21 protein-coding genes, 1 tRNA gene and 2 pseudogenes are annotated in these 23,209 nt (G+C 70.2%); 11 read left to right on the forward strand and 13 right to left on the reverse strand.

From position 1 onward, the window contains the following. Positions 1 to 31: 31 nt before the first annotated feature. The gene (locus ACIRR8_RS17405; protein WP_404065013.1) at positions 32 to 718 is read left to right on the forward strand and encodes a pyridoxal 5'-phosphate synthase; all 687 of its coding nucleotides are present in this window, start codon (positions 32 to 34) and stop codon (positions 716 to 718) included. A gap of 72 nt (positions 719 to 790) precedes the next feature. Here the strand turns inward: ACIRR8_RS17405 and ACIRR8_RS17410 are convergent, their stop codons facing one another. Together ACIRR8_RS17410 and ACIRR8_RS17415 are read right to left on the reverse strand one after the other, a co-directional pair. Next, positions 791 to 1,000 carry a hypothetical protein gene (locus ACIRR8_RS17410; protein WP_404065544.1) on the reverse strand — a complete coding sequence of 70 codons (210 nt, stop codon included), beginning with the start codon at positions 998 to 1,000 and terminating at the stop codon, positions 791 to 793. A gap of 79 nt (positions 1,001 to 1,079) precedes the next feature. After that, positions 1,080 to 1,229: pseudogene (locus tag ACIRR8_RS17415) on the reverse strand (DNA mismatch repair protein MutT); the annotation flags it as partial. Between the two features lie 233 nt (positions 1,230 to 1,462). On the opposite strand from ACIRR8_RS17415, the gene htpX reads away from it, so the two are divergent. Both htpX and ACIRR8_RS17425 read left to right on the forward strand, forming a co-directional pair. Next, positions 1,463 to 2,371, forward strand: coding sequence for a zinc metalloprotease HtpX (htpX, locus tag ACIRR8_RS17420; protein WP_018510731.1), 909 nt, complete (start codon positions 1,463 to 1,465; stop codon positions 2,369 to 2,371). Positions 2,372 to 2,382: 11 nt separating this feature from the next. Then, the gene (locus ACIRR8_RS17425) at positions 2,383 to 2,967 is read left to right on the forward strand and encodes a hypothetical protein (protein ID WP_404065016.1); all 585 of its coding nucleotides are present in this window, start codon (positions 2,383 to 2,385) and stop codon (positions 2,965 to 2,967) included. 64 nt (positions 2,968 to 3,031) lie between these two features. On the opposite strand, the gene ACIRR8_RS17430 is transcribed toward ACIRR8_RS17425, so the two are convergent. The 5 genes from ACIRR8_RS17430 to fepB all read right to left on the reverse strand — a co-directional run bounded on the left by ACIRR8_RS17430 (position 3,032) and on the right by fepB (position 7,037). Then, entirely contained in the window at positions 3,032 to 3,454 is a 423-nt protein-coding gene (locus ACIRR8_RS17430) for a Zn-ribbon domain-containing OB-fold protein (protein ID WP_404065019.1), read from the reverse strand. Beyond that, positions 3,451 to 3,903: a DoxX family protein gene (locus ACIRR8_RS17435; protein ID WP_404065021.1), complete on the reverse strand. Its 453-nt coding sequence runs from the start codon at positions 3,901 to 3,903 to the stop codon at positions 3,451 to 3,453. The genes ACIRR8_RS17430 and ACIRR8_RS17435 overlap by 4 nt, the downstream gene beginning before the upstream one ends. Positions 3,904 to 3,982: 79 nt before the next feature. Further along, complete coding sequence (locus tag ACIRR8_RS17440; RefSeq protein ID WP_404065023.1) at positions 3,983 to 5,011, reverse strand: FecCD family ABC transporter permease; 1,029 nt, start codon at positions 5,009 to 5,011, stop codon at positions 3,983 to 3,985. Beyond that, the gene (locus ACIRR8_RS17445) at positions 5,008 to 6,015 is read right to left on the reverse strand and encodes a FecCD family ABC transporter permease (RefSeq protein ID WP_404065025.1); all 1,008 of its coding nucleotides are present in this window, start codon (positions 6,013 to 6,015) and stop codon (positions 5,008 to 5,010) included. Before ACIRR8_RS17445 ends, ACIRR8_RS17440 begins: the two co-directional genes overlap by 4 nt. Before the next feature lie 23 nt (positions 6,016 to 6,038). Next, positions 6,039 to 7,037: a Fe2+-enterobactin ABC transporter substrate-binding protein gene (fepB, locus tag ACIRR8_RS17450; RefSeq protein WP_404065028.1), complete on the reverse strand. Its 999-nt coding sequence runs from the start codon at positions 7,035 to 7,037 to the stop codon at positions 6,039 to 6,041. 225 nt (positions 7,038 to 7,262) lie between these two features. On the opposite strand from fepB, the gene ACIRR8_RS17455 reads away from it, so the two are divergent. Together ACIRR8_RS17455 and ACIRR8_RS17460 are read left to right on the forward strand one after the other, a co-directional pair. Further along, on the forward strand, positions 7,263 to 8,456 hold the full coding sequence (locus ACIRR8_RS17455; protein WP_404065031.1) for a flavin-containing monooxygenase: 1,194 nt from the start codon (positions 7,263 to 7,265) through the stop codon (positions 8,454 to 8,456). Positions 8,457 to 8,702: 246 nt separating this feature from the next. Next, on the forward strand, positions 8,703 to 9,572 hold the full coding sequence (locus tag ACIRR8_RS17460) for a DUF5707 domain-containing protein (protein ID WP_404065034.1): 870 nt from the start codon (positions 8,703 to 8,705) through the stop codon (positions 9,570 to 9,572). 545 nt (positions 9,573 to 10,117) lie between these two features. Here the strand turns inward: ACIRR8_RS17460 and ACIRR8_RS17465 are convergent. Both ACIRR8_RS17465 and ACIRR8_RS17470 read right to left on the reverse strand, forming a co-directional pair. Further along, positions 10,118 to 10,576, reverse strand: coding sequence for a hypothetical protein (locus ACIRR8_RS17465; protein WP_404065037.1), 459 nt, complete (start codon positions 10,574 to 10,576; stop codon positions 10,118 to 10,120). A gap of 76 nt (positions 10,577 to 10,652) precedes the next feature. After that, positions 10,653 to 12,890: a hypothetical protein gene (locus ACIRR8_RS17470; protein ID WP_404065040.1), complete on the reverse strand. Its 2,238-nt coding sequence runs from the start codon at positions 12,888 to 12,890 to the stop codon at positions 10,653 to 10,655. 907 nt (positions 12,891 to 13,797) lie between these two features. Between ACIRR8_RS17470 and ACIRR8_RS17475 the strand changes: the two are divergent. Together ACIRR8_RS17475 and ACIRR8_RS17480 are read left to right on the forward strand one after the other, a co-directional pair. After that, positions 13,798 to 14,437, forward strand: a pseudogene (locus tag ACIRR8_RS17475) (transposase family protein); the annotation flags it as partial. Between the two features lie 274 nt (positions 14,438 to 14,711). Further along, positions 14,712 to 15,554 (forward strand): DUF5707 domain-containing protein, encoded by an 843-nt coding sequence (locus ACIRR8_RS17480; protein ID WP_404065042.1) that lies wholly within the window; start codon positions 14,712 to 14,714, stop codon positions 15,552 to 15,554. Positions 15,555 to 15,867: 313 nt separating this feature from the next. Here ACIRR8_RS17480 and ACIRR8_RS17485 read toward each other — a convergent pair whose 3' ends face one another. After that, positions 15,868 to 16,725 (reverse strand): NAD(P)H-binding protein, encoded by an 858-nt coding sequence (locus ACIRR8_RS17485; protein ID WP_404065045.1) that lies wholly within the window; start codon positions 16,723 to 16,725, stop codon positions 15,868 to 15,870. A 123-nt stretch (positions 16,726 to 16,848) separates the two neighbouring features. On the opposite strand from ACIRR8_RS17485, the gene ACIRR8_RS17490 reads away from it, so the two are divergent. Beyond that, positions 16,849 to 17,781: an AraC family transcriptional regulator gene (locus ACIRR8_RS17490; protein WP_404065047.1), complete on the forward strand. Its 933-nt coding sequence runs from the start codon at positions 16,849 to 16,851 to the stop codon at positions 17,779 to 17,781. A gap of 76 nt (positions 17,782 to 17,857) precedes the next feature. Here the strand turns inward: ACIRR8_RS17490 and ACIRR8_RS17495 are convergent, their stop codons facing one another. Then, positions 17,858 to 18,301: an NAD(P)-dependent oxidoreductase gene (locus tag ACIRR8_RS17495; RefSeq protein ID WP_404065050.1), complete on the reverse strand. Its 444-nt coding sequence runs from the start codon at positions 18,299 to 18,301 to the stop codon at positions 17,858 to 17,860. Positions 18,302 to 18,410: 109 nt separating this feature from the next. Here ACIRR8_RS17495 and ACIRR8_RS17500 point away from each other — a divergent pair, with 109 nt between their 5' ends. After that, positions 18,411 to 18,578 carry a hypothetical protein gene (locus ACIRR8_RS17500; protein WP_404065053.1) on the forward strand — a complete coding sequence of 56 codons (168 nt, stop codon included), beginning with the start codon at positions 18,411 to 18,413 and terminating at the stop codon, positions 18,576 to 18,578. 12 nt (positions 18,579 to 18,590) lie between these two features. On the opposite strand, the gene ACIRR8_RS17505 is transcribed toward ACIRR8_RS17500, so the two are convergent. Together ACIRR8_RS17505 and ACIRR8_RS17510 are read right to left on the reverse strand one after the other, a co-directional pair. Further along, complete coding sequence (locus tag ACIRR8_RS17505) at positions 18,591 to 19,493, reverse strand: NAD(P)H-binding protein (protein ID WP_404065056.1); 903 nt, start codon at positions 19,491 to 19,493, stop codon at positions 18,591 to 18,593. Positions 19,494 to 19,725: 232 nt separating this feature from the next. Beyond that, a tRNA-Met gene (locus ACIRR8_RS17510) sits at positions 19,726 to 19,799 on the reverse strand. Positions 19,800 to 19,998: 199 nt separating this feature from the next. Here ACIRR8_RS17510 and ACIRR8_RS17515 point away from each other — a divergent pair. Beyond that, the gene (locus ACIRR8_RS17515; protein WP_404065058.1) at positions 19,999 to 22,227 is read left to right on the forward strand and encodes an acetate--CoA ligase family protein; all 2,229 of its coding nucleotides are present in this window, start codon (positions 19,999 to 20,001) and stop codon (positions 22,225 to 22,227) included. Continuing rightward, positions 22,218 to 23,048, forward strand: a complete 831-nt coding sequence (locus tag ACIRR8_RS17520) for an enoyl-CoA hydratase/isomerase family protein (RefSeq protein WP_404065061.1) — start codon at positions 22,218 to 22,220, stop codon at positions 23,046 to 23,048. The genes ACIRR8_RS17515 and ACIRR8_RS17520 overlap by 10 nt, the downstream gene beginning before the upstream one ends. Positions 23,049 to 23,209: the final 161 nt, after the last annotated feature.

Consider the following 23,209-nt stretch of genomic DNA (forward strand, 5'->3'; position numbering starts at 1 on the left):
GCAACGGCTGGGGATCAGGTGGAATGGCCCCATGAGCGAAGCCGCCGCACCCGCCCCGCGCCCCTTCACCGACCTCCTCCACGCCCAGCGCGTCTGGGACACCGAGCTGCCGGCCTTCGACCCGGCGACCGCCCCGCCCGCGCCCCTCCCCCTCTTCCACACCTGGTTCGCGGACGCCGTGGCCGCCGGGCAGACCGAGCCGCACGCGATGACCCTCGCCACGGCGGACGCCGACGGCCTCCCCGACGTACGCACCCTGCTCCTCCACGGCGCCGACGAGCGCGGCTTCCACTTCGCGAGCCACGCCACCAGCGCCAAGGGCCACCAGCTCGCCGCCCGCCCGTACGCCGCGCTCGGCTTCTACTGGCCGGTTCCGGGCCGCCAGGTACGGGTCCGGGGCCCCGTCCTCCGCTGCACCCCGGCCGAGAGCCACGCCGACCTGCACGCCCGGTCCACCGGAGCCCTCGCCGCCGCGCTGACCGGCGCGCAGAGCGAGGTCGTGGAGTCGGTGGACACCCTCCACCGAACGGCCGACGCGGCCTGGGAACGGGCCCAGGCGGAACCGGACACCGAGGCTCCGACCTGGACCCGGTACGTGGTCGAGCCGGCCGAGGTGGAGTTCTTCCAGGGCGACGCCCGGCGGCGGCACATCCGGCTCCGCTACCGCCGTACGGAGGCGGGCACCGGGATCTGGACGCGCGAACTGCTCTGGCCCTGAGAAGCGTCCCTGCCGGATCGTGGCGGGCCGACCCGAGCCGCACACCACGCGGCCCGCTCGGCCGCCCCTTTCCTATGCGCTGGTCAGGATCCTCCGTACGCCGTCGGTGACGCCCGGCAGATCACCGGTCGGGGCCGCCCACCGATGCAGGTCGTGTTCGGTCAGGACGACCGGCCCGGTCTCGGCGACGGTGACGGCGAAGTTGAACTGGCGTGTGGTGGTACCGCGACTGTTCACGTAGTCGAAGTGCCCGAGGTAGCGGTCCACGGAGGAGACGGTCAAGCCGGTCTCCTCCCGTGTTCTCCCGCCGGGCCGCGTCCAGGATGCTCTCCCCGGCGTCCACGTGCCCGGAGGGGATTTCCCACAGGCCGCCCATGAAGTCGTCCGGGTTGCGGCGGACCAGGAGGACGCGGTCGGCGTAGGTGACGACGGACGCGGCCACGAAGGTGGTGATGCCCTCGGCTTCTGCCTCCTCTGTCAGGGTTCGGGCGAGGTCGGAGGAGACGGTCACAGAAGCTCCTTGTGGTGTTCGCTGATCTTCCTGGCCGCGCTGACGTACTGGTCGGCCGGTTTCAGATCCTGTTCACGGTGCCAGACGGGCAGCTCGATGGTGTGCATGTGAGCCTTCTCGGCGACGGGGAAGTCACCGGGCCGGTAGCGGCCAAGGCGCCTCCTCCTCCCCCTTAACCCGGTTTCAACAAGAAGGGGGCACTATGGGAGGAAGGCGAGTCGCTGGAGGTACCGATGCCACGAGCCCGTTCCCGCTACGCCCCGGACCGGGGCCTGACCGGTCGCATGGTCACCACCATGTTCCTGATCGGCCTGCTGTACGTCGTCTTCGTGGGCGTGCTCCTCGCGGCCCTGCGCGGTTCCTGGCCGATCATCCTGATCATCACGGGCGGCCTGTTCATCGCGCAGTTCTGGTTCAGCGACCGCATCGCGGCGTACGGCATGGGCGCCCGCGAGGTCACGCCCGAGCAGGCCCCCGAGCTGCACGGCACCATCGACCGCATCTGCGCGCTGGCGGACATGCCGAAGCCCAAGGTGGCCATCGCCGAGAGTGACGTACCGAACGCGTTCGCCACCGGCCGCAGCGAGAAGACCGCCCTGGTCTGCGCCACCACGGGCCTGCTGCGCAGACTGGAACCGGAGGAGCTGGAGGGCGTCCTCGCGCACGAGATGTCGCACGTGGCGCACCGGGACGTCGCCGTCATGACGATCGCCTCGTTCCTCGGCGTGCTGGCCGGCATCATCACCCGCATCGCGCTCTGGGGCGGCTTCGCGCGCAGCCGCCCCGGCAACGACCCGGCGGGCATCCTGCTCCTCCTGATCCCGCTGATCAGCGCCGTCGTGTACGCGATCAGCTTCCTGCTCACCCGGCTGCTCTCCCGCTACCGCGAGCTCTCCGCCGACCGCGCCGCCGCCCTCCTCACCGGCCGGCCCTCCGCCCTCGCCTCGGCCCTGACGAAGGTCAGCGGGCAGATGGCCCGCATCCCGACCGAGGACCTTCGAAAGGCGGAGCCGTACAACGCGTTCTACTTCATGCCCGCGTTCTCCGCGAAGGAGTCCCTGGGCCGGCTGTTCTCCTCGCACCCGACGCTGGAACAGCGCCTGGACCAGCTGTCCCGCATCTCCACCGACCTGTCCCGTTAAGGAGCCTCTCCGTGGGCCTGCTCGACGCCATCCTCGGCCGCAGCAAACCCGTCCGCCCCGACCTCGACCAGCTCTTCGCCGTCCCCTCCGCCGCCCTCACCCTCCAGGCCGCCACCGGCTTCACGCCGACCGGCCTCGGCTCGGTCTGCTTCGCGGGCGTGGAAGGCGGCGGTTTCGCGCGCCTCCAGGAGGACGTACGGGAGCTGCTCGACGCGGACACGGAGCGCGGCGGCATCCCGGTGGAGTTCAGCCGGGACGCGTACGGCTACACCTGGCTCCTCGCCACCCACCCGGCCGACGACACGGCGGGCCTGGTCAACGACCTGCACGCGGTGAACACCCTGCTCCAGGACGGCGGCTTCGGCCCGCACCTGCTCTGCTCGCTGATCGGCTTCCGGGACGCGGCGGGGCGTGCGCTGGCGCTCGTCTACCTCTACAAGCGCGGCACGTTCTACCCGTTCGCCCCGCTCCCCGGCGGGGCCGAGAAGCGGGACAACCAGCTGGAACTCCAGGTGCGGGGCGCTCTCGGCGACGAACTGCGGGTGGAGAAGGACCTGTCGCGGTGGTTCCCGGTGTGGGGTGCGCCGGGGCTGTGATCAGGCGCTGATGACGGTGGCACCAGCCGGGGCGCGGCCCAGGAACGTGGTCCGGGCGGCCGGTTCAGCCGCCGGGGCGGAAGACCGGTACGGCCTCGCCCGCCTCCCGGAACGTGACCGTCAGCCCCATCCCGATACGGAGGTCGGCGTGCGCGCACTCCACGACCTCCGTCATCATCCGCGGCCCTTCGGCGAGGTCGACGACGGCGGCGACGTACGGGACGCGCCCCCCGAACGGCGGCAGGTCGTTGCGGTGGACGACCGACCACGTGTAGAGCGTCGCCCGACCGCTCGCGCGCTCCCACTCCACGTCCTCGCTCCAGCAGTACGGGCAGAACTCGCGCGGGTAGTGATGCGCCCGCCCGCACCCGCCGCACCGCCGGATCAGCAGCCGCCCCTCCCCCGCCGCGTCCCAGTACGGCCGGGTGAAGGCGTCCGGCTCGGGCAGGTCGAAGCGCGGGCCCGCCGCACGCTCCGGGGGCCTCACAGGAACAACCCGAACGCCGCGTCCAGCGACCACGTCTGCCAGGCCATCGCGAACAGGGCCACCAGCGAGATCAGGGCCATCATCGCGTTCTGCCCCTGCTCGGCCCAGTCGTGGATCATCAGGACCAGGTAGAGCAGGTTGAGGAGGAGACCGGCGACCAGGGCGATCGGGGTCAGGAAGCCCGTCACCAGGCCCAGGCCCAGTGCCAGTTCGGCGTAGACGACGACGTACGCGATCAGCTTCGGGCGCGGCTCGACGACCCGCCGGAAGCCGGTAGCCACCGCGCCCCACCGGTGCTTGCCCGCGACGTCCGCCGCCCAGGCGATCCCCGTGCCCCGCTCGAACCAGCCCTTCCGGTCCTTGTGCCGCCAGCTCTCCAGCCACCACAGGCCGAGGCCTATACGGAGGACGGCGAGCCACTCCGCACCGCTGAGCCAGATCGTCTGCATCGGCCCTCCATTCGTCGCTTTCTGACGGTACGTCAGTTCAGCGGATGCGGGCCGCCCGCGCAAGAGGTCCGCATGGTCCTCAGCGCCGCCGCCCGCGCCCCAGCAGCCACGCCAGGTAGACACCGCCCAGCGCGCCCGTCACCACACCCACCGGCAGCGGGCCCGCCGTCGGCAGCGTGACCGCCACCAGATCGGAGGCGGAGAGCAGCAGAGCGCCCATCGCGGCGGCGGGCAGCAGCCCCGTCCCCGTACCGCGGCCGAGGCGGCGGGCCAACTGCGGTGCGCAGAGGGCGACGAACACGATCGGGCCGGCCACCGAGACCGCCACCGCGCCGAGCCCGACCGCGACCAGGAGGACGAGTACGCGGGTGCGGCCCGCGTCGATGCCCAGACCGCCCGCCGCCTCGTCGCCCATCTCCAGCAGGTCCAGGCGGCGGACCAGCGGGAGAGCGAGCAGGAGCAGGGCCGCCGACGCGAGGAGAGCCGGGAGGATCTGGTGGCGTTCGGTGGAGCCGAGGCTGCCGATCAGCCAGAGCTGGGCCGACTGGGCGTGGTCCAGAGCGGCTCGCGTGAGCAGGTACGCGTTGACCGAGGCCAGCAGCGAACCGACCGCGATCCCGGCGAGGATGAGCCGGTTGCCCCGGAACGTGCCGCGTCGGGCCAGGAGTTGGACGATCACCGCCGTGGCCAGCCCGCCTCCGGCCGCGCCCACCGCCACGTACGCCGGGTCGCCGTGCAGCAGGACCAGCAAAGCACCGGTCGCCGCACCGGAGTTGAAGCCGACGATGTCCGGGCTGCCGAGCGGGTTGCGGGAGAGCTGCTGGAACAGCGCGCCGGCCGCGCCGAGTGCCGCGCCGACGACGAGCCCGAGGGCCACGCGGGGCAGCCGCAGCTCCAGGACGACGAACGCGGCCTGCTCCGAGCCCGCGCCGAACAGGGCGGCGAGCACCTCTGCGGGCGGTACGAGACCGTCCCGGGTGAGTGCGAGGGCGCCGCTGCCCGCCGCGAGGAGGGCCAGGAGGAGGGTGGTGGCGAGAGGGCGGGGGCGTACGCGGAGGGAGAGGGCCCGGCCGGCGCGTACGGTCACGGGCTTGCCGAGAACACTCATGCCGCCACCGCCTTCCGCGAGGCGGACCGGTTGCGGCCGATCAGCCAGATCAGCACCGGCGCTCCCACGAACGCCGTCACGATGCCCACCTGGATCTCGGCCGGCCGCGCGATGACCCGGCCCACGATGTCCGCGACGAGCAGCAGGCCCGCGCCGATGAGGACCGCGTACGGCATCAGGCGGCGGTGGTCCGGGCCGGTGAGCAGACGGGCCACGTGCGGGGCGACCAGGCCGATGAAGCCGACCGGGCCGATCGCGGCCGTCGCGGCGCCGCTGAGGAGCACCGTGGCGAGCGTGCCGAGCAGCCGTACGCGTCCTGGCGCGACGCCCAGCGCCCGTCCCGCCTCGTCGCCGAGCGCGAACGCGTCGAGGGCGGGCGCGACGGTGAGCGCCGGCACCGCACCGGCCAGCAGGAACGGCAACACCTGCCACAACACCGGGAGTTCACGGCCGGAGAGGGTGCCGACGGACCACATCCGCAAGGTTCCGTACGCGTCCGCGTCCAGCACGCCGAGCCCGCTGACCACCGCCCCGAGCACGGCGGTGACGGCGACTCCCGCCAGCACGAGCCCTTCCGGATTCCCGCGCCCCGCGCCCCGGCCGCCGAGCAGATACACGACCACCACCGCGACCGCCGCTCCGAGCAGCGCCCACCAGACGACGGCCTGGAGCGAGCGCGTACCGAGCAGGACGGTCGCGGCGACGACGGCGCAGGCGGCGCCGGTGTTGACGCCGAGGATGCCGGGATCGGCCAGCGGGTTACGGGACAGGCCCTGCATCACCGCACCGGCCAGGCCCAGCGCCGCACCGGCCGTGACGGCGAGGAGCGTGCGCGGCATCCGGACCTCGCGGACGAGCGAGGCGTGCGGCGCGTCCGGGTCGAGCAGGGCGGCCGGCACCTCGGCCGGGGGTACGGGCTGCGCGCCCACGGCGAGGCCGCCGGCCACGGCGAGGGCCAGGAGAACCAGCCCCGCCGTGAGCCCGGCGGCGTACCGTACGCGCACGGCGGGCTTCTTGGGGACCACCGTCAGCCGAAGGCCTTCTCGATCTTGTCGATCAGGTTGCCCGCGCTGTAGTAGTCCAGCCGGAAGGTGTCGAGGCCGAGGTCGTACACGCGCTTGTCCTCGACGGCGGGCAGCTCCTTCCAGACCGGGCGCGCGGTGGCGGCGGCGATCTCCTCGGGCGTGTGGCTGACGAAGAGGAGCGAGCTGTCCTTCGCGGTGTCGGCCACCTTCTCCTGGCTGAACTCGGCGAAGTCCGAACGGCCGCCCTGCGTCCGGCCCTTGCCCGCCGGCGGTTCGAGGACGGTGAAGCCGAGCGAGGTGAGCAGCCGGCCCTGGGCGGACTCGGGGGTGAAGACGGTCATCGCGGACTGGTTGTCGCGGACGAGCGCGGCGGACTGCTTCGGCACGGTGATGGCGGCCTTGACCTCGCCGACCCGCTTCTCGTGGGCGGCGACGACCTCGGTCGCCCGCTTCTCGAGGCCGAGGTCCTTGCCGAGGCGGGCGGTGAGGTCCTGCCAGGAGACGTCGTCATGGCGGTAGAGGAGGGTGGGGGCGACGACGGAGAGCTTGTCGTAGAACTTCTCGGCGTTCTCCGCGCCGGAGGAGGCGCCGATGATGAGGTCCGGCTTCAGCGCGAGGACCTTCTCCACGTCGGGCTCGAAGCCCTGGTAGGCGACCTTGACGCTGTTCTCGGCCGCGGCGTCGGACCACTGGGTGAAGAAGCCCTGCTTGTCGGTGATGACCGAGGGCGGGGTGGCCTGGGAGGCGATGACCGGGGCGTCGAGGGCGAGCAGGTGGCCGGTCATGGTGACGCTGACCGAGACGATGCGCTGCGGCCGGGCCGGGACCTTCTCGGCCGTACCGGCGTCGTGCTCGACGGAGCGGGTGGCCGAGGCGGCCTTGTCGCTCTCGCCGGTCCCGGCGCCCTTGGCGGCCGTGTCACCACAGGCGGTGAGCGCGAGGAGTCCGGCGACGGCGAGCGCCGCGCCCTTGAACCGAGTCCGGACCTGTCTGCCGTTCATGTACGTCCCACCCCTTCGACCGCCGGGCGGGCGCGCGGCACCGCACCGCGCGAGGGCCCCCCGATGATCACCCCGCACCAACCTAAGCAAGGTTAGCCTTACCTTAGATGAGGCAGGAGAGCGAAGGGTGCGCAACCGCCACATCACGCCCCTCGTGATCAATTCGCAATCGATTCCCACCTTGACCGAGACCCATCAACAGAGCGGGCGATTACGCTCCGAACCATGCCCAACAGCCCGTCCCCCACCGGCAGTACCGACGCCGTCGCGCTCACCGACCGTACGGACGACCGCCCCGTCTACGTCATCGGCGGCGGCCCCGGCGGCCTCGCCACCGCAGCCGCGCTCCGCGACCGAGGCGTACGGGCGGTGGTCCTGGAGAAGGCGGACCGGGTCGGCGCCTCCTGGCGCGGCCACTACGACCGGCTGCACCTGCACACCACGCGGCGGTGGTCGGCGCTGCCGGGGCTGAAGATGCCGCGTAAGTTCGGCCGGTGGGTCGGCCGGGACGACGTGGTGCGGTACCTGGAGAAGTACACCGAGCACCATGAGCTGGAGGTGGTGACGGGCGTCGAGGTGACCCGGATCGCCCCGGCTCCCGACGGTTCCGGCGACTGGCAGCTGACCGCCACCGGCGGCCGCATCCTGCGGGCCCGCGCGGTCGTCGTGGCGACCGGCTTCAACCACACGCCGCGCATACCTGAGTGGCCGGGCCGCGACACGTTCACCGGCGAGCTGCTGCACGCGGCGGATTACCGGAACCCGGCCCCGTACGCCGACAAGGACGTCCTGGTGGTCGGCATCGGCAACACGGGGGCCGAGATCGCGGCGGACCTGGCGGAAGGCGGCGCCTCGCGGGTGCGGATCGCGGTGCGTACGGCTCCGCACATCGTGCGCCGCTCCACGGCGGGCTGGCCCGCGCAGGCGACCGGCATCCTGGTCCGCCGGCTGCCGGTGTGGCTGGTGGACCGGGCGGGGTCCGTGATGGCGCGGATCGCCGTACCGGACCTGTCGGCGAAGGGGCTGCCCCGGCCGGAGTCGGGCCTTTACTCACGGGTGCGCGAGGGTGCGATCCCGGTGCAGGACGTCGGCCTGATCGACGCGGTGAAAACCGGCACGGTGGTGCCGGTGGCGGCCGTGGCCTCCTTCGAGAAGGACGCGGTGGTCCTCGCCGACGGCACCCGCCTCACCCCGGACACGGTCATCACGGCGACCGGCTACACCCGGGCCCTGGAGCCGCTGCTCGGCCACCTGGACGTGCTGGACGCGCGGGGCCGCCCGCTCGTCCACGGCGCCCGCACGCCGAAGCAGGCGCCGGGCCTCTACTTCACCGGCTTCACCAACCCGATCAGCGGGATGCTCCGCGAAATGGCCCTGGACGCGCGGAAGATCGCGAAGAGGGTGGCGCGGGCGCACTGAGACGCCGTTCTCAAGCTGTACATCGGATGCGGGCACGGCGGCGACGGTCGCGTTCCGGAGGCGTCAGCGCGTGACGTCTTCTGATGGCGCTGCGGGTCACCCTGATGCAGAAACAGGTTCCGACCTGGCCGGACCGTGCGTACAACCATCGCCCCAATTCGCGTGTCCGTTCTAGTGAGTCACTCGGCTCGTGGATCATCCGGGTCCGGCGGGGCCCTGCCCCGGGCCCCCTTTCGTTGGGGACATATGCGAATTCGTGCCACGGTGGCCGGCGTTTCCGGTGCCATCGTTCTTTCCGCTCTCGCCGTACCGGCCGCGCAGGCCGATGACGGGCGTTCCTGGACTCCGAAGTCCGGTTTCAAGGCCGCCCTCCCCGCGGTCGGGGACACGTCGAAGCAGGCGTCCGACGAGACCGCGACGAGCGATGACCCCAAGATCATCTCGTCTGTTGTCAACGCGGGGAAGCCGATCGTGATCGGCACCAAGGTCAAAAAGACGGTCCCCTTCTCCGCTACAGCCACCGCCGGCGCCTTCTTCGGCGGTGTTAGGGATGTTGCTACGTTCATCTGGGTCGGCAGGTCCATCGACGACGAAGACACCTTCGGCTTCCGCCCCGACGCAAAGTCGATCACCTGCAAGGCTGTCGACGCGACCACCACGACCTGCAACGGCACCATCACTCTTGACCCGGCACAGATGATCAACTCTCACGCCACCTCGTGGCACGTCGGCGCTTACGCCATGACCGGGTATACCGACGAGTTCGGGGAGCTCTCGGCCTCCAGGGTCGGTGTCCAGAGCTTCTCGCAGCTGACGGTGAACGCCTCCCCGGAGCCGGTGAAGAAGGGCAAGATCATCACGGTCACCGGGAAGCTGACCCGCGCGAACTGGGACACCGGTACGTACAAGGGCTACGTCAACCAGTCCGTGCAGCTCCAGTTCAAGAAGAAGGGCGCCAAGAGCTACACGACCCTCAGGACGGTCAAGACCGGCTCGAACGGCATCCTCAAGACCACCGTCAAGGCCACGGTCGACGGGACCTGGCGCTACAGCTTCGCCGGCAAGTCGAACACCGCAGCCGTCTCCTCCGCAGGCGACTACGTCGACGTGAAGTAGAACCACCAAGCCGACGCGGCAGGACACCGTCCCCGCCGAAACCGCTGAGGCCGCCGCCGCCTGAAGTCTCGTAGACGCCGGGTCGGCGGCGCTTCCGTTCGCGGAACGGTCACCACGACCGTTCCACGAACGATCAAGCAAAGCCCCCCTTCCGGACCCACCGCGCCCGAAATCAGGCCTCGACTCGTCCGCCCGCCCAGCCATCCGCCGGCCCCAGGGCAGCGGCACCCCCGGGTTCCGACCTGACCAGCCTGTGCGTACAACGATCGGCCGCATTCGTGTGTCTGTTCCAAAGGCTGTCCCGTAACTACTGGCGCCGCTCGGAAGGGTCCGGTATGGGACGATAAGTCGAGGACTCACCGCAGGTGGCAAGCCTGGCTGCAACAGAGTAATCCGGCTCTCCGGCGGGACCTGGCCGACCCGGATCTGAGTTACGGGACAGCCTTTAGCCCCATGATCTCCAGATCCCGTGGGCCAAGGAAGTCCGGTGTCCCGCCCCGATAGACGGCGGGACACCGGATGTACGCACGAGTGGCGTCTCGGCGTTAGTTCGTCTGGAGGTCGAGTTCGCAGTCAAGGGTCTGAGCGTAGAGCTTTTGTGCTTGCTTGTACTCGAACCGACAATACCGGGTTGTCCCCTTAGGGGGTGATTCTATCTGCAGTCTAGCCGCAAAGAATATTTCGCTTTCTTCGTTGGCCTTCACCGTGACCGGCTTAGTCGCGTAATTCTTGAGCTTGTCGAATTTCGGGGCGTCCTCGGAGCCTTCGAGGGCCATCAGGGGGAGGCCTTCTGTGTCCTCCAGCTTGAACGCCCCGTACTCAAGGATCTTGAGGCCATGGGCAGGCTCCACTACAGATACGGCGGTGATCTGTATGTCCTGTTTGGCTATATTCACAGGGATGGGAAGTGCGAACCACCAAACCTGTCCCAGTTTGGCATTCTCATTTCCGACGGTGCCATTTGACTGATTTCCCGATCCATCGAGAGCGTTCCCCGGGATCACGTTCGATCTCTGCGGTGAGGCGTTCTGTGAGGTACACGCCGCCAGAGCCAGAAGGGCGACGAGAAAGAGCGCGCTGCTAGTACGAGTAGAACACGCCCGGCTTACCTGAGACACTGTCCTTCGCCCCCCAGATATAGTGCTTGCTGTTCGTACGGTTCCCCGCCGTGATCCGCTGGCGATGGTCCTTGTCATAGGTAGTGGAACCCCCCAGACTGACACCAAAGGCACTGACGGCCCCGGACCACTTGATGCTGCTGTTCCTGCTGAGCTGGAAGTAGGATCCGGCGGGCACATAGGCCCGATTCTTCTTCGGTGATTTCAAGTACCTCGCCCCGTCGAGGTGCTTGACATCCTTCCCGAACTTACCGGTCGCTCCACCCGCCGGAACTTTGTACTTGCCGGGCTTGATGACGTATCGCGTCATCTTGCCCCCGCAGTTCCACGTCTCCTTGATCTTCGTGTACTGGAGCGGGATCTTCCACTGCTTCGCGTAGTACGGGCCCTTGTTCGCATATCCGGTGGAGCTCCCTATGGAGGATCCCAGAGTTAGCGAACCGGTGATAGACCACTTCGAGCCGACCTTCGCCGCGGTTTCCACCGTGGACGAGACCTTGTTGTCGTAATCGAAGGTGGCTTTCGCATCCCAGAATGCGTGAGCCTCTCCGACGGTGGTGTAGTAGATTTTCTTGTCGATGACCTCTGACTTGGTCCTGTCGCAGCCTCCGTCCATGGGCCGGATTGCCATGGAGGCCGTGTGCACGCCATTGACGAGGTAGGGATCGTCGCTGGGCACATCGCCGGTTGCGCTCTGCCGCTTGGGCAGAGGTGCGTCGCGGATCGTATCGGTTAGGCCTGCCTCTAGCTTCGATCCCCAGCTTTTGGCGTACAGCACGTCACGCGGGTTGTTCGTGCTCTCCGCGAGCGACGCCGGCTCATCGGACCCGCTGCTGCTGAGTACCGGCTCCAGTGCCGCCGGTTCCGCCGTACTGCTGGCCACCTGATTCTGGACCCCGGGAGAGGCAGAGTCCGGAGCGGCAGACAGGTGCGCAACTCCGGCCATCGCGACACCGCTGCTGGTCGTTCCTGAGACGGTGGCCACCGCGTTGACGCTGCCGCCGTTCTCCGCAGCTGCCTGGGCGACGTCGACGGGCAGCGTTGCCGGGAGAGGAACCGACCATGTTCCGTCCATGGCCGTCACCGTCTCACCGAGTGTAGGAAGAGTGACAGCCGATCCATCCTCTGGCACGACATCGGTGGCTTCCAGTCGCACGGGGAGGCCGCCCGCCGGTGAGCCGTCGCCGAGTGTGAACGTACCGGAGAAGACGGCGGGAATGTTCGCCGGAGTGGGCTCAGCTTCCTCGGCGGGGGCGACCGGGGTGTCGGACTCCTCGGGAATGCTGGTGGCGAAAGGCTTGGCATTGAGATCTGACGGAGCCAGGCAGGAGGCCACATCGGCCATCACTTGCCCGGAAAGACCGGTCATCACTTCATCATTGGTGAGGCTGAAATTGGATCCGGTATAGCTTTTGACAATACCTTCGTCCTCTTCGCCGTTGCTCGTTGTGTAGAACGTTCCAGGCCCAGGACTCCACCCCTGGAGGGCCCCACTCAGCCCCGTTGCAACAACCTTCGCATCCGTAAGACCCGCTGCCGTGTGAGTCCACCGATATACCTTGCCGCTGATCAGCACATACACGGAGCTTCCGACCGACCAGACGTCATCGGCCGCAGCCAACTGCCGGGCCGCCGCGTCGGTGGCGGGAGTTGTCAAACCAATTTTGGTGATGGACCCAGTGCCCCCAATCCGATCACTCTGGGCGTAACGGTCAATTCCACCGTCATGAGTCGCGACGTAGATTGTCGGACCATTGGACCAGAGCTGTGCGGGGCGCTTCCACGGGGCCGCGTGTGTCTTTACCAACTTGAGCAGGGACCCACCCGTGGCAGTCTGGTCCTTGTAGACATTCAGCTTTCCATCATTGGTCGACTCGTAAATCAGGCCGTTACCGCCCGTGAATACCTTGCTAAACATTGGCAATGCACCGGGGGCCTCTGTAGATTCACTGAGAGGGGCCTTGGTGCCACCACCCTGCGGATCCCAGTCCACATACTTCGTAAATGCCCGCTTGAGGGATCCACCAGAGCCCGCAGGACCCAGCACATAAGTCGTGACACTCGGCTTGCACTCTGCTGCGGATGCGACCCGGGGTGCAAAAACTGGTGGCGTCGCGGTCACGCAGCCAGCAAGCAGCGCGATGATGCACGCGGACCGAATAAAGTTTTTGCGCAATATTTTTCCATGAGACACAGGCATGATCTCATCCCCCAAAGGTTGTGTGCGATTCGGTTCCCGCTGATCCAACCACGGATGGCACCGGTGTGGCAGGACAGCTAGAAGAAGTCAAAAACAACAATCGGAATAATTTATTCCGTTTGTTTACGTTTAGAATATACTTATGCCCGTTTTGTGGAGATGGCGCCTTACTCCGGTTGAGGTTCCCATGAGGTTACCGATCCTGATGCTGCACAGAGCAAGTCATTGACCTTTAAATGGAATCGTTGACATTTGACGGAATCTTTACCCTCCCGTGCGTGTCCGGGGTCGCGTCAGGACTTGCCGGAAGGGTTGGAGTCGGTCACGTCCGGGTTCTTCTCCAGCGGCGTCGGCTCCCGGTACGACTAAGCGCTGTCCCGTAATCCCACGAGGCCGAGGGTCATGCCGCGTCCGGGTCGGCGCCGATGGCACCGGCCGAGTGAAGCGAACGTCCGAGGTCTCCGGTGCGGATGCGGGGGTGGCGCCGCCACCACCACAGGTCGGGGCCGGGCAGCCTGTGGAAATGATCGAGTGCGTGGCCGTCGTCGATGGTCGCAGCCTTGTACCGCGCGTCCAAGGTTTGATCTGCGGGGTCCAGAGCTGGACGACGTGTTCGTCCAGCAGGAGCCACGCCTCGTGCAGCCAGTTTCGGCAGTAGAGGTCATTGGTGTACTCGTAGATGTCGTCGCCGTAACCGCGCTCGATGACGCCGACCAGGGCAGCCCACGCGCTCAACCTTTCAGTGACCGTGAACGCCGTCCGCCAACCGCGCTGGCGCAACAGCTCTCCCGCCTCGGTTTCAGTAGCCACGGGCGTGAGGCTCCCATGCCGAATCCGTCCGGGCGACCGAGATGAGTCCCGTCAGGCCAGCGGCCCCGCACCATGATCAAGGTGAGACGATCTCGCCGTGGCTGGTGTGATCACGACGTCGGAACCGTCCTGGATAGCCCTGTTCAGCGGGCTGAGCCCGAGGCAGTTCGGGAAGCTGGTAACCGTTCTGAGGCGCCAGGGTGCTGACGCCGTCCGCAAGAGCCGGCCGTGGAGCCTTCCGCTGGAGGACCGGGCCCTGCTGGTCGCGGCCTACTGGCACACGAACCTGACCATGCGCCAACTCGCTCCGCTGTTCGGGGTGTCCAAGTCGGCGGCGGACCGCGTCATCGACCACCTCGGACCGATGCTCGCGCTCCAGCCCGGCAAGCGGTTCACCAAAGGACACCGTGCTCATCGTGGACGGCACTCTGGTTCCGACCCGGGACCACACCATCGCTGAGCGGTCGAAGAACTACCGGTACTCCACCAACCACCAGGTCGTCATCGACGCCGACACCCGCCTGGTCGTCGTGGTCGGCCAGCCGCTCGCCGGAAACCGCAACGAGTGCCAGGCATGGGAAGAGTCCGGCGCCAAGGCTGCCGTGGGCAACACCGTCACGATCGCCGACGGCGGCTACCCGGGCACCGGACTCGTCATCCCGCACCGCCGTAAGAGAGGCCAGACCAAACTCCCGGGCTGGAAAGAGGAACACAGCAAGTCCCACAAGCAGGTCCGCGTCGGCGGCGCTTCCGTTCGTGGAACGGTCAAGCCAAGTCCCCCTTCCGGACCCACCGCGCCCGAAATCAGGCCTCGACTCGTCCGCCCGGCCATCCGCGGAGCCCAGGGCAGCGGCACCCCCGGGTTCCGACCTGACCAGCCTGTACGTACAACCATCGGGCGCATTCGTGTGTCTGTTCTAGTGAGCCAGTCGGCTCGTGGATCATTCGGGTCCCGCGGGGCCCTGCCCCGGGGCCCCCTCTCATTGGGGACACAGGCGAATTCGTGCCACGGTGGCCGCCGTTTCCGGTGCCATCGTCCTTTCCGCTCTCGCCGTACCGGCCGCGCAGGCCGATGACGGGCGTTCCTGGACTCTGGAGCCCGGCTTCACGGCCGTCCAGCCCGAGGCAGGGGAGAAGTCGAAGCGGGCGTTCGGCGCGACCGCGAAGGCCGCCGCCCCGAGGATCACCTCGGCGGTCGTCAACGCGGGGAAGCCGATCGTGATCGGTACCAAGGTCAAGAAGACGGTCTCCTTCTCCGCCACGGCCACCGCCGACGCCGGCGTCGGCGGCGTTGCCGCGTTCATCTGGACCGGCAAGTCCATCGACGACAAGGACAGCTTCGGCTACGGCCCCAACGAGAAGTCCATCTCCTGCAAGGTCGTCAGCGCGACCGCCACGACCTGCAAGGGCACCATCACCCTTGACCCGACGGAGATGATCAACTCCGACGCCACCACCTGGCGCGTCGGCGCTTCGGCCGTGACCGAGGAGGGCGAGGAGTTCCAGGCCTATGCGGTCTCCAGGGTCGGCGTCCAGAGCTTCTCGCAGCTGACGGTGAACGCCTCCCCGGAGCCGGTGAAGAAGGGCAAGATCATCACGGTCACCGGGAAGCTGACCCGCGCGAACTGGGACACCGGTACGTACAAGGGCTACGTCAACCAGTCCGTGCAGCTCCAGTTCAAGAAGAAGGGCGCCAAGAGCTACACGACCCTCAGGACGGTCAAGACCGGCTCGAACGGCATCCTGAAGACCACCGTCAAGGCCACGGTCGACGGGACCTGGCGCTACAGCTTCGCCGGCAAGTCGAACACCGCGGCCGTCGCCTCCGCGGGCGACTACGTCGACGTGAAGTAGAGCCACCAGGCCGACGCGGCAGGACACCATCCCGCCGAGGCCGCCGCCTGGAGTCTCGTAGGCGCCGGTGTCGGCGGCGCTTCCGTTCGTGGCACGGTCACCGTGACCGTGCCACGAACGATCAAGCAAGGCTCCCCTTCCGGGCTACGGAGGGTTGTCCAGCCGCTCCGTGTCGGCCTCCCACCACTCACCGAGCGGAGTGAACCCCGTGATGAGCGACCGCCCTTCACTCCATCTCGCCGTCGCAGGAGCACTGCCGGTCCTCGCCCTGACCGAGGTGCTCAGGAGCCCGCCATGATCCGGACGGAACGCCCTACGCCCACACTCCGCTCGCCGCGACGCTCCGCGCCCACGGTTCCAGGTCGGCCGGAGCGCGGCCCAGGACCTGCTGGACGCCGTCGGTGACCTCGGCCGTGTGGCCTGCGCGGTGCAGGGCGAACATGGCGTTCAGCGCGTCGGCCGCCGCCTCGGGCCAGCCCTCGGCGAGGAGTTCGGTGCGGTACGCGGCCGGGGTCAGCTCCTCGTAACGGATCGGGCGGCCCGCCGCCTCGGCGATCGTGCGGACGGCCTCGGCGAAGGTGAGTGCGCGCGGGCCCGACAGGTCGTACGCCTTGCCCTCGTGGCCGTCCTCGGTGAGGACCGCCGCCGCGACCGCCGCCACGTCCTCGGCGTCAATGAACGGTTCCGGCATGTCACCGATCGGCAGGCCGAGCCGGCCTGCGCGGAGCGGGCCCAGCCACAGGTCCTCGTCGAAGTTCTGGAAGAAGTTGTTGGGCCGCAGGACCGTCCACGCGGCCCCGGTCTCCCGGACCGCCGCCTCGGCGGCCGCCATGCCCTGGCCGAACTCCTCGCCCGCCTTCTCGATGCTGCGGCCGGAGAGCACGACGAAGCGGCGCACGCCGGAAGCCTCGGCCTGCCGCACGAACTCCCTTACGGGAGAAAGGTCGTCGGGTGCCACGAGGTAGAGCGCGTCGGCTCCGGCGAGGGCCGGCTCCCAGGTGTCGGGCAGCGTCCAGTCGAAGCGGACCTCGCCGGAGCGGGAGGCCGGCCGGACCATGGCCGTACCGGAGTCGCGCAGTCGGGCCACGACCCGGCGGCCGGTCTTGCCGGTGGCGCCGAGGACGAGGACGGTGGGCCGGGTGGTGCGGTGGGTGCCGGTCTTCGCTGTCATGGGGCAACTCCATCGCGCGGCGGCCGACCGGACCATGGGCGCCCGTCCGCCGTACATAGGCGAGCGTCCGGCCCAGGGGTATCACCGGTCCGGGCACGCGGTGTTTCTGCCTATCGTGGCGCCATGGACGTGTTCGACGAACTGTTGCGGGGCGTGCGGGGCAAGGGTGCGGTGTTCGGGCGGTCGGTGCTGTGGCCGCCGTGGTCCCTGCGCTTCACGGACGGGGCCTACCTGACGCTGTGCCTGCCGATGCGCGGGGCCGGGTGGATCGTGCCGGAGGGCGGGGAGCCGCTGCGGCTGGCGGTCGGGGAGGCCGCGATCGTACGGGGGCCGGCGCCGTTCACCTTCGCCGACGCCCCGGAGAACTCGGCGAAACCGGGCGTACGGGAGGTGCGGTGGAGCGCCGACATGGCCGCCGCGCCCGAACTGGACGGCCCCACGGTGCTGTTGGCCGCCACCTACGACGTCCAGGAGCAGGTTCCCCAGCGGCTGCTCCGGGCGCTCCCGCCGGCCCTCGTCGTGCCCGACGAGGGCGACTGCGGGCCGCTGCGCGACTACCTGGTCGCGCAGATCGGCGGCGCGCGGCCCGGGCACCAGATCGTGCTGGACCGGCTGCTGGACTGGATGCTCGTCTGCACCCTGCGGGACTGGTTCGACCGCCCGGAGGCCGAGCCGCCGGGCTGGTACGGAGCCCTCGGCGACGAGGTCGCGGGCCCCGCGCTACGGGCGATGCACGAGGACCCGGCCCACCCCTGGACCACGGCGGAGCTGGCGGCCCGGGCCGGGGTCTCGCGGACCACGCTGGCGAAGCGGTTCACGGAGCTGGTCGGCGACGGCCCGGTGGCATACCTGACCGAGTGGCGCATGACCCTCGCCGCCGACCTGCTGACCCGCCCCGAGCTGACGGTGGCGGCGGTGGCCCGGCGGGTCGGCTACGCGGACGCCTTCGGCTTCAGCGCGGCGTTCAAGCGGCTGCGGGGCGAGAGCCCGAGCACGTACCGCCAGGAGGCCACGGCGGCGGGCCGCACGCCGGGGCGGCAGGCTCCGGCGGGGTGAGGGACAGGCCGCACGCCGGGGCGGCAGGCTCCGGCGGGGTAAGGGGCTCCGGCGGGGTGAGGGCGGGTGTCGGCCGTCAGGCCGTGACCACCGGAACGCCTTCCGGCCGTCCCGCCAGGGCCGCGATGTGGTCCGCGCAGCGCAGGGCGGCGGTGGCCATGGCGGTCCTGGTCATTCCGGCGATGTGCGGGGTCAGCGGGGCGTTCGGCAGGCCGAAGAGCGGCGAGGCGAAGGCCGCGTGCTCGTGCGCGAAGGTGTCGAAGGCGACCGCCGCGAGCGGATGCGCCGGGTCGCTCAGGGCCTCGGCCAGCGCCTGCTCGTCGACGATGCCGCCCCGCGCGGTGTTGAGCAGGATGGCTCCCGGCCGCATCAGCGCCAACGCGTCCCGCCCGATGAGCCCCCGGGTCTCCGGGGTGAGCGGCAGGTGGAGCGAGACCACGTCACTGGTGGCGAGCAGGTCGGAGAGGGTGGCGGCGGGGCGGAGGTTCGGGGTCGAAGTCGGTGAACTCCACCCGGCCACCCCTGCCACCCCAGTCGCCCCGGCCACCCCAGTCGCCCCGGCGGCCCCAGTCGGCCCGCACCCCGGCGCGATCGGCCACCCGCCGCAGGTTCAGCGTGACGGCCAGCCCGTGCCCGAGCAGCCGCTCCAGCTCCCGGCCGAGCAGCGCACCGGGCGCCGCGTCCACCAGCAGCACACGGAACCGTTCCACCAGGACGTCGACGACGCCGACTACGTCACCGCACTCAAGGTGCTCCGGCAGATGATCCACAACACCGGCGGCGATCCGGACCGCTGAGGTCCGGACACCTCACCCCCAGACCCCCTCCGCCACCGCGTCCCGGAAGACGTCGGCAACGTCACGCGGCGGGCGGCCCAGGGCTCGGCGTACACCGTCCTTCAGCGGGGCCTCCCGGCTCGTGCGGATCGGGTCCAGGGCGGCCGTCCAGAGCTTGGCCTCCACCTCCGACATGCCCTGCGCGACCAGCCCGTCCCGGAACGCGGCCTCCTCGGCCGCGACGTAGACGGCAGGTGCACCGCCCCGCGCCTTGCCGATCTCGTCCAGGACGTCGGTGATGCCCAGCGCACGCGGGCCCGACAGCTCGTACACCTCGCCGTCGTGGCCGTCCTCGGTGAGGGCCGCCACAGCGACGGCCGCGATGTCGTCCGCGTCGACGTACGCCGCCCGGCCGTCGCCGACCGGGAGGGCCAGCTCACCGTCGCGTACGGCGTCGAGGAAGACGCCCTCGGTGAAGTTCTGGATGAACCAGCCGGGCCGCAGGATCGTCCAGGCCAGGCCGGAGGAGCGTACGGCCCCCTCGCCTCGCACGTGCGGGCCGTCGTCGAAGAGCGGCAGGCCGAAGTAGCCCGGCACGTTCACGCCTCGGGCCGAGAGCAGCACCAGCCGTTGCACTCCGGCGGCCACGGCCTGCTCCACGAAGGCGGGCGTCGGGGACGGCTCGGTGTCCCGCGGGACGATGTAGACGGCTTCGGCCCCTTCCAGGGCCGGCGCCCAGGTCGCCGGGTCGGCCCAGTCGAACCTGGTCTCGCCGGACCGGGAGGCCGCCCGGGCCTCCACCCCGATCTCGCGGAGGCGGGCCACCACGCGGCGGCCGGTCTTGCCGGTGCCGCCGGTCACCAGAACCGGAGACGAGGACGGGGACGAGGGCGAGGACGGGGTCTGTGCGGGCGTTGCGTCCGGCGTGTGTGTCATGGCTCAAGCCTGGCCCGGCCCCCTCCGGCCCGCCATGGCTCAGCGTCCGGGAGGGATGTCCGACCGTCCGGGCCCGGAAGGGACCGTCCGGGCCCGGAAGGGACCGCCCGAGCCCGAAGGGACCGCCCGAGCCCGAAGGGACCGCCCGGGCCCCGGAGGGACCAGGCCCCGGGAGGCGGAAACGTGTGAGGCCCGGATCCAGGGGATCCGGGCCTCAGACGATTTCCATCAGTAGCGGGGACAGGATTTGAACCTGCGACCTCTGGGTTATGAGCCCAGCGAGCTACCGAGCTGCTCCACCCCGCGTCGGTGAACCCCACCCTACGCCACTTCCCGCCCGGCCGTGACCAGCGGCGACCGTCATCCGGCACCGCCGAAAGCCTTTGCCTGCACGACCATTCCTGACGGGCCGTCAGTTCAGTAACCTGACAGAGCGTCAGCCAATCGCGCCTGCCCCCCACGAGGACACCGGGCCGGCGGACCATCGAGCAGGAGTGGCGGAACGATGCTTGGATCGACTCACGGCACCCTCACCACCGACTTCCGCGCCCGGGTGGTGGCCTGCGGCGAGGAGCCGCACGCCTCCGTCGTCAGCCTGCCCACCGCCACCCGGCAGGGCGGGCTCGATGTCAGCGGGCGGCCGCTGCACCTGGCCGTGCCCGATCTGGACCGCTTCTTCCGGCCGCGTTCGGTGGCCGTCGTCGGCGCCTCCGACACCGAGGGCCGCCCGAACACCGGCATCACCCGGCAGCTCATCGCCTGGGCCGAGCGCGTCGGAGCGCGGCTGCATCCGGTGCACCCGGCCCGTGACGCCGTGTTCGGCCTGCCCTGCGTCCCCTCGGTCGCCGCGCTGCCCGAACCCGTCGACCTCGCGGCCCTCCTGGTCGCCGACCCGCTCCCGGTGGTCGAGGAGCTCGGCGAGGCCAAGATCCCCTTCGCCGTGGCCTTCGCCTCCGGGTTCGCCGAGACCGGGGAGGCGGGCGCGGTGGCGCAGGCACGGCTGGCGGCGGCCGTGGAGCGGTCCGGCGTGCGGCTGCTCGGGCCCAACACCAACCTGAACGCCTTCGAGGAGTTCCGGGACGACCTGGAGGGCCCGGCCATCGCCCTCATCACCCAGTCCGGCCACCAGGGCCGGCCGCTCTACACCCTCCAGGAGCTCGGCATCCGGCTCTCGCACTGGGCGCCCACGGGCAACGAGGCCGACCTGGAGACCGCCGACTTCCTCGCGTACTTCGCGCAGCGCCCGGAGGTCGGGGCCATCGCCTGTTACGTGGAGGGGCTCAAGGACGGCCGCGCCTTTCTGCTCGCCGCCGACCGCGCCGCGCGCGCGGGGGTGCCGGTGGTGGCGGTGAAGGTGGGGCGTACGGAGGCCGGGGCCGAGGCCGCCGCCTCGCACACCGGGAAGCTGACCGGGGCGGACCAGGTGGTGGACGCGGCGATGCGGCAGTTCGGGGTGGTCCGGGTGGACGGACTCGACGAACTCCAGGACACCGCGGTCCTGTTGGCCCGCGCCCGGCCGCCGCAGGCCGAGGGCGTCGCCGTGTACTCCATCTCCGGCGGCACCGGCGCCCACTTCGCGGACCTGGCGACGGCGGCCGGCCTCCCGCTGCCCGCGCTCTCCGCCGCCAAGCAGGACGAGCTGCACACCTGGATACCCGGCTACCTCAACGTGGCCAACCCGATCGACAACGGCGGCCATCCGGTCGGCGACGCGCGCGGCCGGAAGATCATCGACGCGATCCTCGCGGACCCGTCCGTGGGCGTCCTGATCTGTCCGATCACCGGCCCGTTCCCGCCCATGAGCGACCGCCTCGCGCAGGACCTGGTGGACGCCGCCGAGGCCACGGACAAGCTGGTCTGCGTGGTCTGGGGCTCCCCCGTGGGCACCGAGGACGCCTACCGCACCACGCTCCTCGGCTCCTCCCGCGTCGCCACCTTCCGTACGTTCTCCAACTGCGTCACCGCGGTGAAGGCCTACCTGGACCACCACCGCTTCGCCGCCGCCTACCGCTCCCCCTTCGACGAGGCCCCCCGCACCCCCTCCCCGTCCTTCCGCAAGGCGCGGGGCCTGATGCGCCCGGGGCAGCAGCTCAGCGAGCACGCGGCGAAGCAGCTCCTGCGCGCCTACGGGATCCGGGTGCCGCGCGAGCAGCTCGTGACCAGCGCGGCGGGCGCGGTCCGGGCGGCCGGCCCGGTCGGCTACCCGGTCGTGATGAAGGCCTCCGGGCCGCACCTCGCCCACAAGACGGAGCTGGGCCTGGTGAAGGTGGGGCTGACCTCTGCCAGTCAAGTACGGGACGCGTACCGCGAGTTGACCGACATCGCCCGATTCGAGTCGGTGGACCTGGACGGCATCCTGGTCTGCCAGATGATCGACCGGGGCGTCGAGATGATGGTCGGCGTCACGCACGACCCGCTTTTCGGGCCGACGGTCACGGTCGGGCTCGGCGGCGTCCTGGTGGAGGTGCTGCACGACACGGCGGTACGGGTGCCTCCGTTCGGCGAGAAGGAGGCCCGGGACATGCTCGGCGAGCTGCGCGGCCGGGCGCTGCTGGCAGGCGTACGCGGCGGAGCGCCGGTCGACGTGGACGCGCTGGTGGAGGTGGTGCTCCGGGTCCAGCGGATGGCCCTGGAGCTGGGCGACGACCTGACGGAGCTGGACATCAACCCGCTGGTGGTGCTGGGTCGCGGCCAGGGCGCGGTGGCGCTGGACGCGCTGGCGGTGTGCCGGTGAGCCCGGAACCGGCACAGGCGGAGGCCCCCCAGGCCACCGTCCTCCACCGCCTCACCACCGACGGCGTCTCCTGGATCACGCTCAACCGGCCCGAGGCCATGAACGCCGTCACCTGGGAGCAGCGCGAGCGGGTCATCGCACTGCTCGCCGACGCCTCGGCCGACCCCGCCGTACGGGCCGTCGTGCTCACCGCCACCGGGCGCGGCTTCTGCGCGGGCGCCGATCTGCGCGGCGCGCCCGCGCAGGCCCGCGAACGGGTGCCCGGCGATGTCGCCCGGACCATCCGGCTCGGCGCGCAACGGCTGATCGCGGCCGCACTGGACTGCGAGAAGCCGGTGATCGCCGCCGTCAACGGGACCGCCGCCGGGATCGGCGCGCATCTGGCGTTCGCCTGCGATCTGGTCCTGGCGGCCGACACCGCGACGTTCATCGAGGTCTTCGTACGCCGAGGGCTCGTCCCGGACGGCGGCGGCGCGTATCTGCTGCCCCGGCTGGTGGGGCCGCAGCGGGCGAAGGAGCTGATGTTCTTCGGGGACGCGCTGTCGGCGGCGGATGCGGAGCGGACGGGCATCGTCAACCGGGTCGTCCCGGCTGACGAGCTGGCCGGCCTCGCCGCCGCGTGGGCCGGGCGGCTGGCCTCCGGACCCACGCGGTCCCTGGCCCTGACCAAGCAGCTGGTGAACGCGTCCCTGGACAGCGACCGGGCCACGGCGTTCGCGGCGGAGGCGGCCGCCCAGGAGATCAACATGACCACGCGGGACGCCGGCGAAGGCGTGGCGTCCTTCGTCGAGCGGCGTACGCCGGAGTACCGGGGGCACTGACCGGAGCAGCCCGCCGCGCGAGGACAGCACCGCCGCGCGAGGACAGCACCGCATTGCGCACACCGCGCGAGCGCGTGAGGCGGAGGAGTGCGTGAGGCGAACGAGCTCGTGGCTCACGCGGGTTCACATCTGACGATCCGTCAGTTCTAATGGCCGGGTGA

The sequence above is a fragment of the Streptomyces sp. NPDC101178 genome, assembly GCF_044767965.1.
Taxonomy (GTDB): Bacteria; Actinomycetota; Actinomycetes; order Streptomycetales; family Streptomycetaceae; genus Streptomyces.

Excerpts from the sequence above, each read along its gene's own strand:
- ACIRR8_RS17405 (WP_404065013.1), top strand. The coding sequence starts at position 32 with ATGAGCGAAGCCGCCGCACCCGCCCCGCGCCCCTTCACCGACCTCCTC.
- htpX (WP_018510731.1), top strand. The coding sequence starts at position 1,463 with ATGCCACGAGCCCGTTCCCGCTACGCCCCGGACCGGGGCCTGACCGGT.
- ACIRR8_RS17435 (WP_404065021.1), bottom strand. The coding sequence starts at position 3,903 with ATGCAGACGATCTGGCTCAGCGGTGCGGAGTGGCTCGCCGTCCTCCGT.
- ACIRR8_RS17440 (WP_404065023.1), bottom strand. The coding sequence starts at position 5,011 with ATGAGTGTTCTCGGCAAGCCCGTGACCGTACGCGCCGGCCGGGCCCTC.
- fepB (WP_404065028.1), bottom strand. The coding sequence starts at position 7,037 with ATGAACGGCAGACAGGTCCGGACTCGGTTCAAGGGCGCGGCGCTCGCC.
- ACIRR8_RS17455 (WP_404065031.1), top strand. The coding sequence starts at position 7,263 with ATGCCCAACAGCCCGTCCCCCACCGGCAGTACCGACGCCGTCGCGCTC.
- ACIRR8_RS17460 (WP_404065034.1), top strand. The coding sequence starts at position 8,703 with ATGCGAATTCGTGCCACGGTGGCCGGCGTTTCCGGTGCCATCGTTCTT.
- ACIRR8_RS17470 (WP_404065040.1), bottom strand. The coding sequence starts at position 12,890 with ATGCCTGTGTCTCATGGAAAAATATTGCGCAAAAACTTTATTCGGTCC.
- ACIRR8_RS17485 (WP_404065045.1), bottom strand. The coding sequence starts at position 16,725 with ATGACAGCGAAGACCGGCACCCACCGCACCACCCGGCCCACCGTCCTC.
- ACIRR8_RS17490 (WP_404065047.1), top strand. The coding sequence starts at position 16,849 with ATGGACGTGTTCGACGAACTGTTGCGGGGCGTGCGGGGCAAGGGTGCG.
- ACIRR8_RS17505 (WP_404065056.1), bottom strand. The coding sequence starts at position 19,493 with ATGACACACACGCCGGACGCAACGCCCGCACAGACCCCGTCCTCGCCC.
- ACIRR8_RS17515 (WP_404065058.1), top strand. The coding sequence starts at position 19,999 with ATGCTTGGATCGACTCACGGCACCCTCACCACCGACTTCCGCGCCCGG.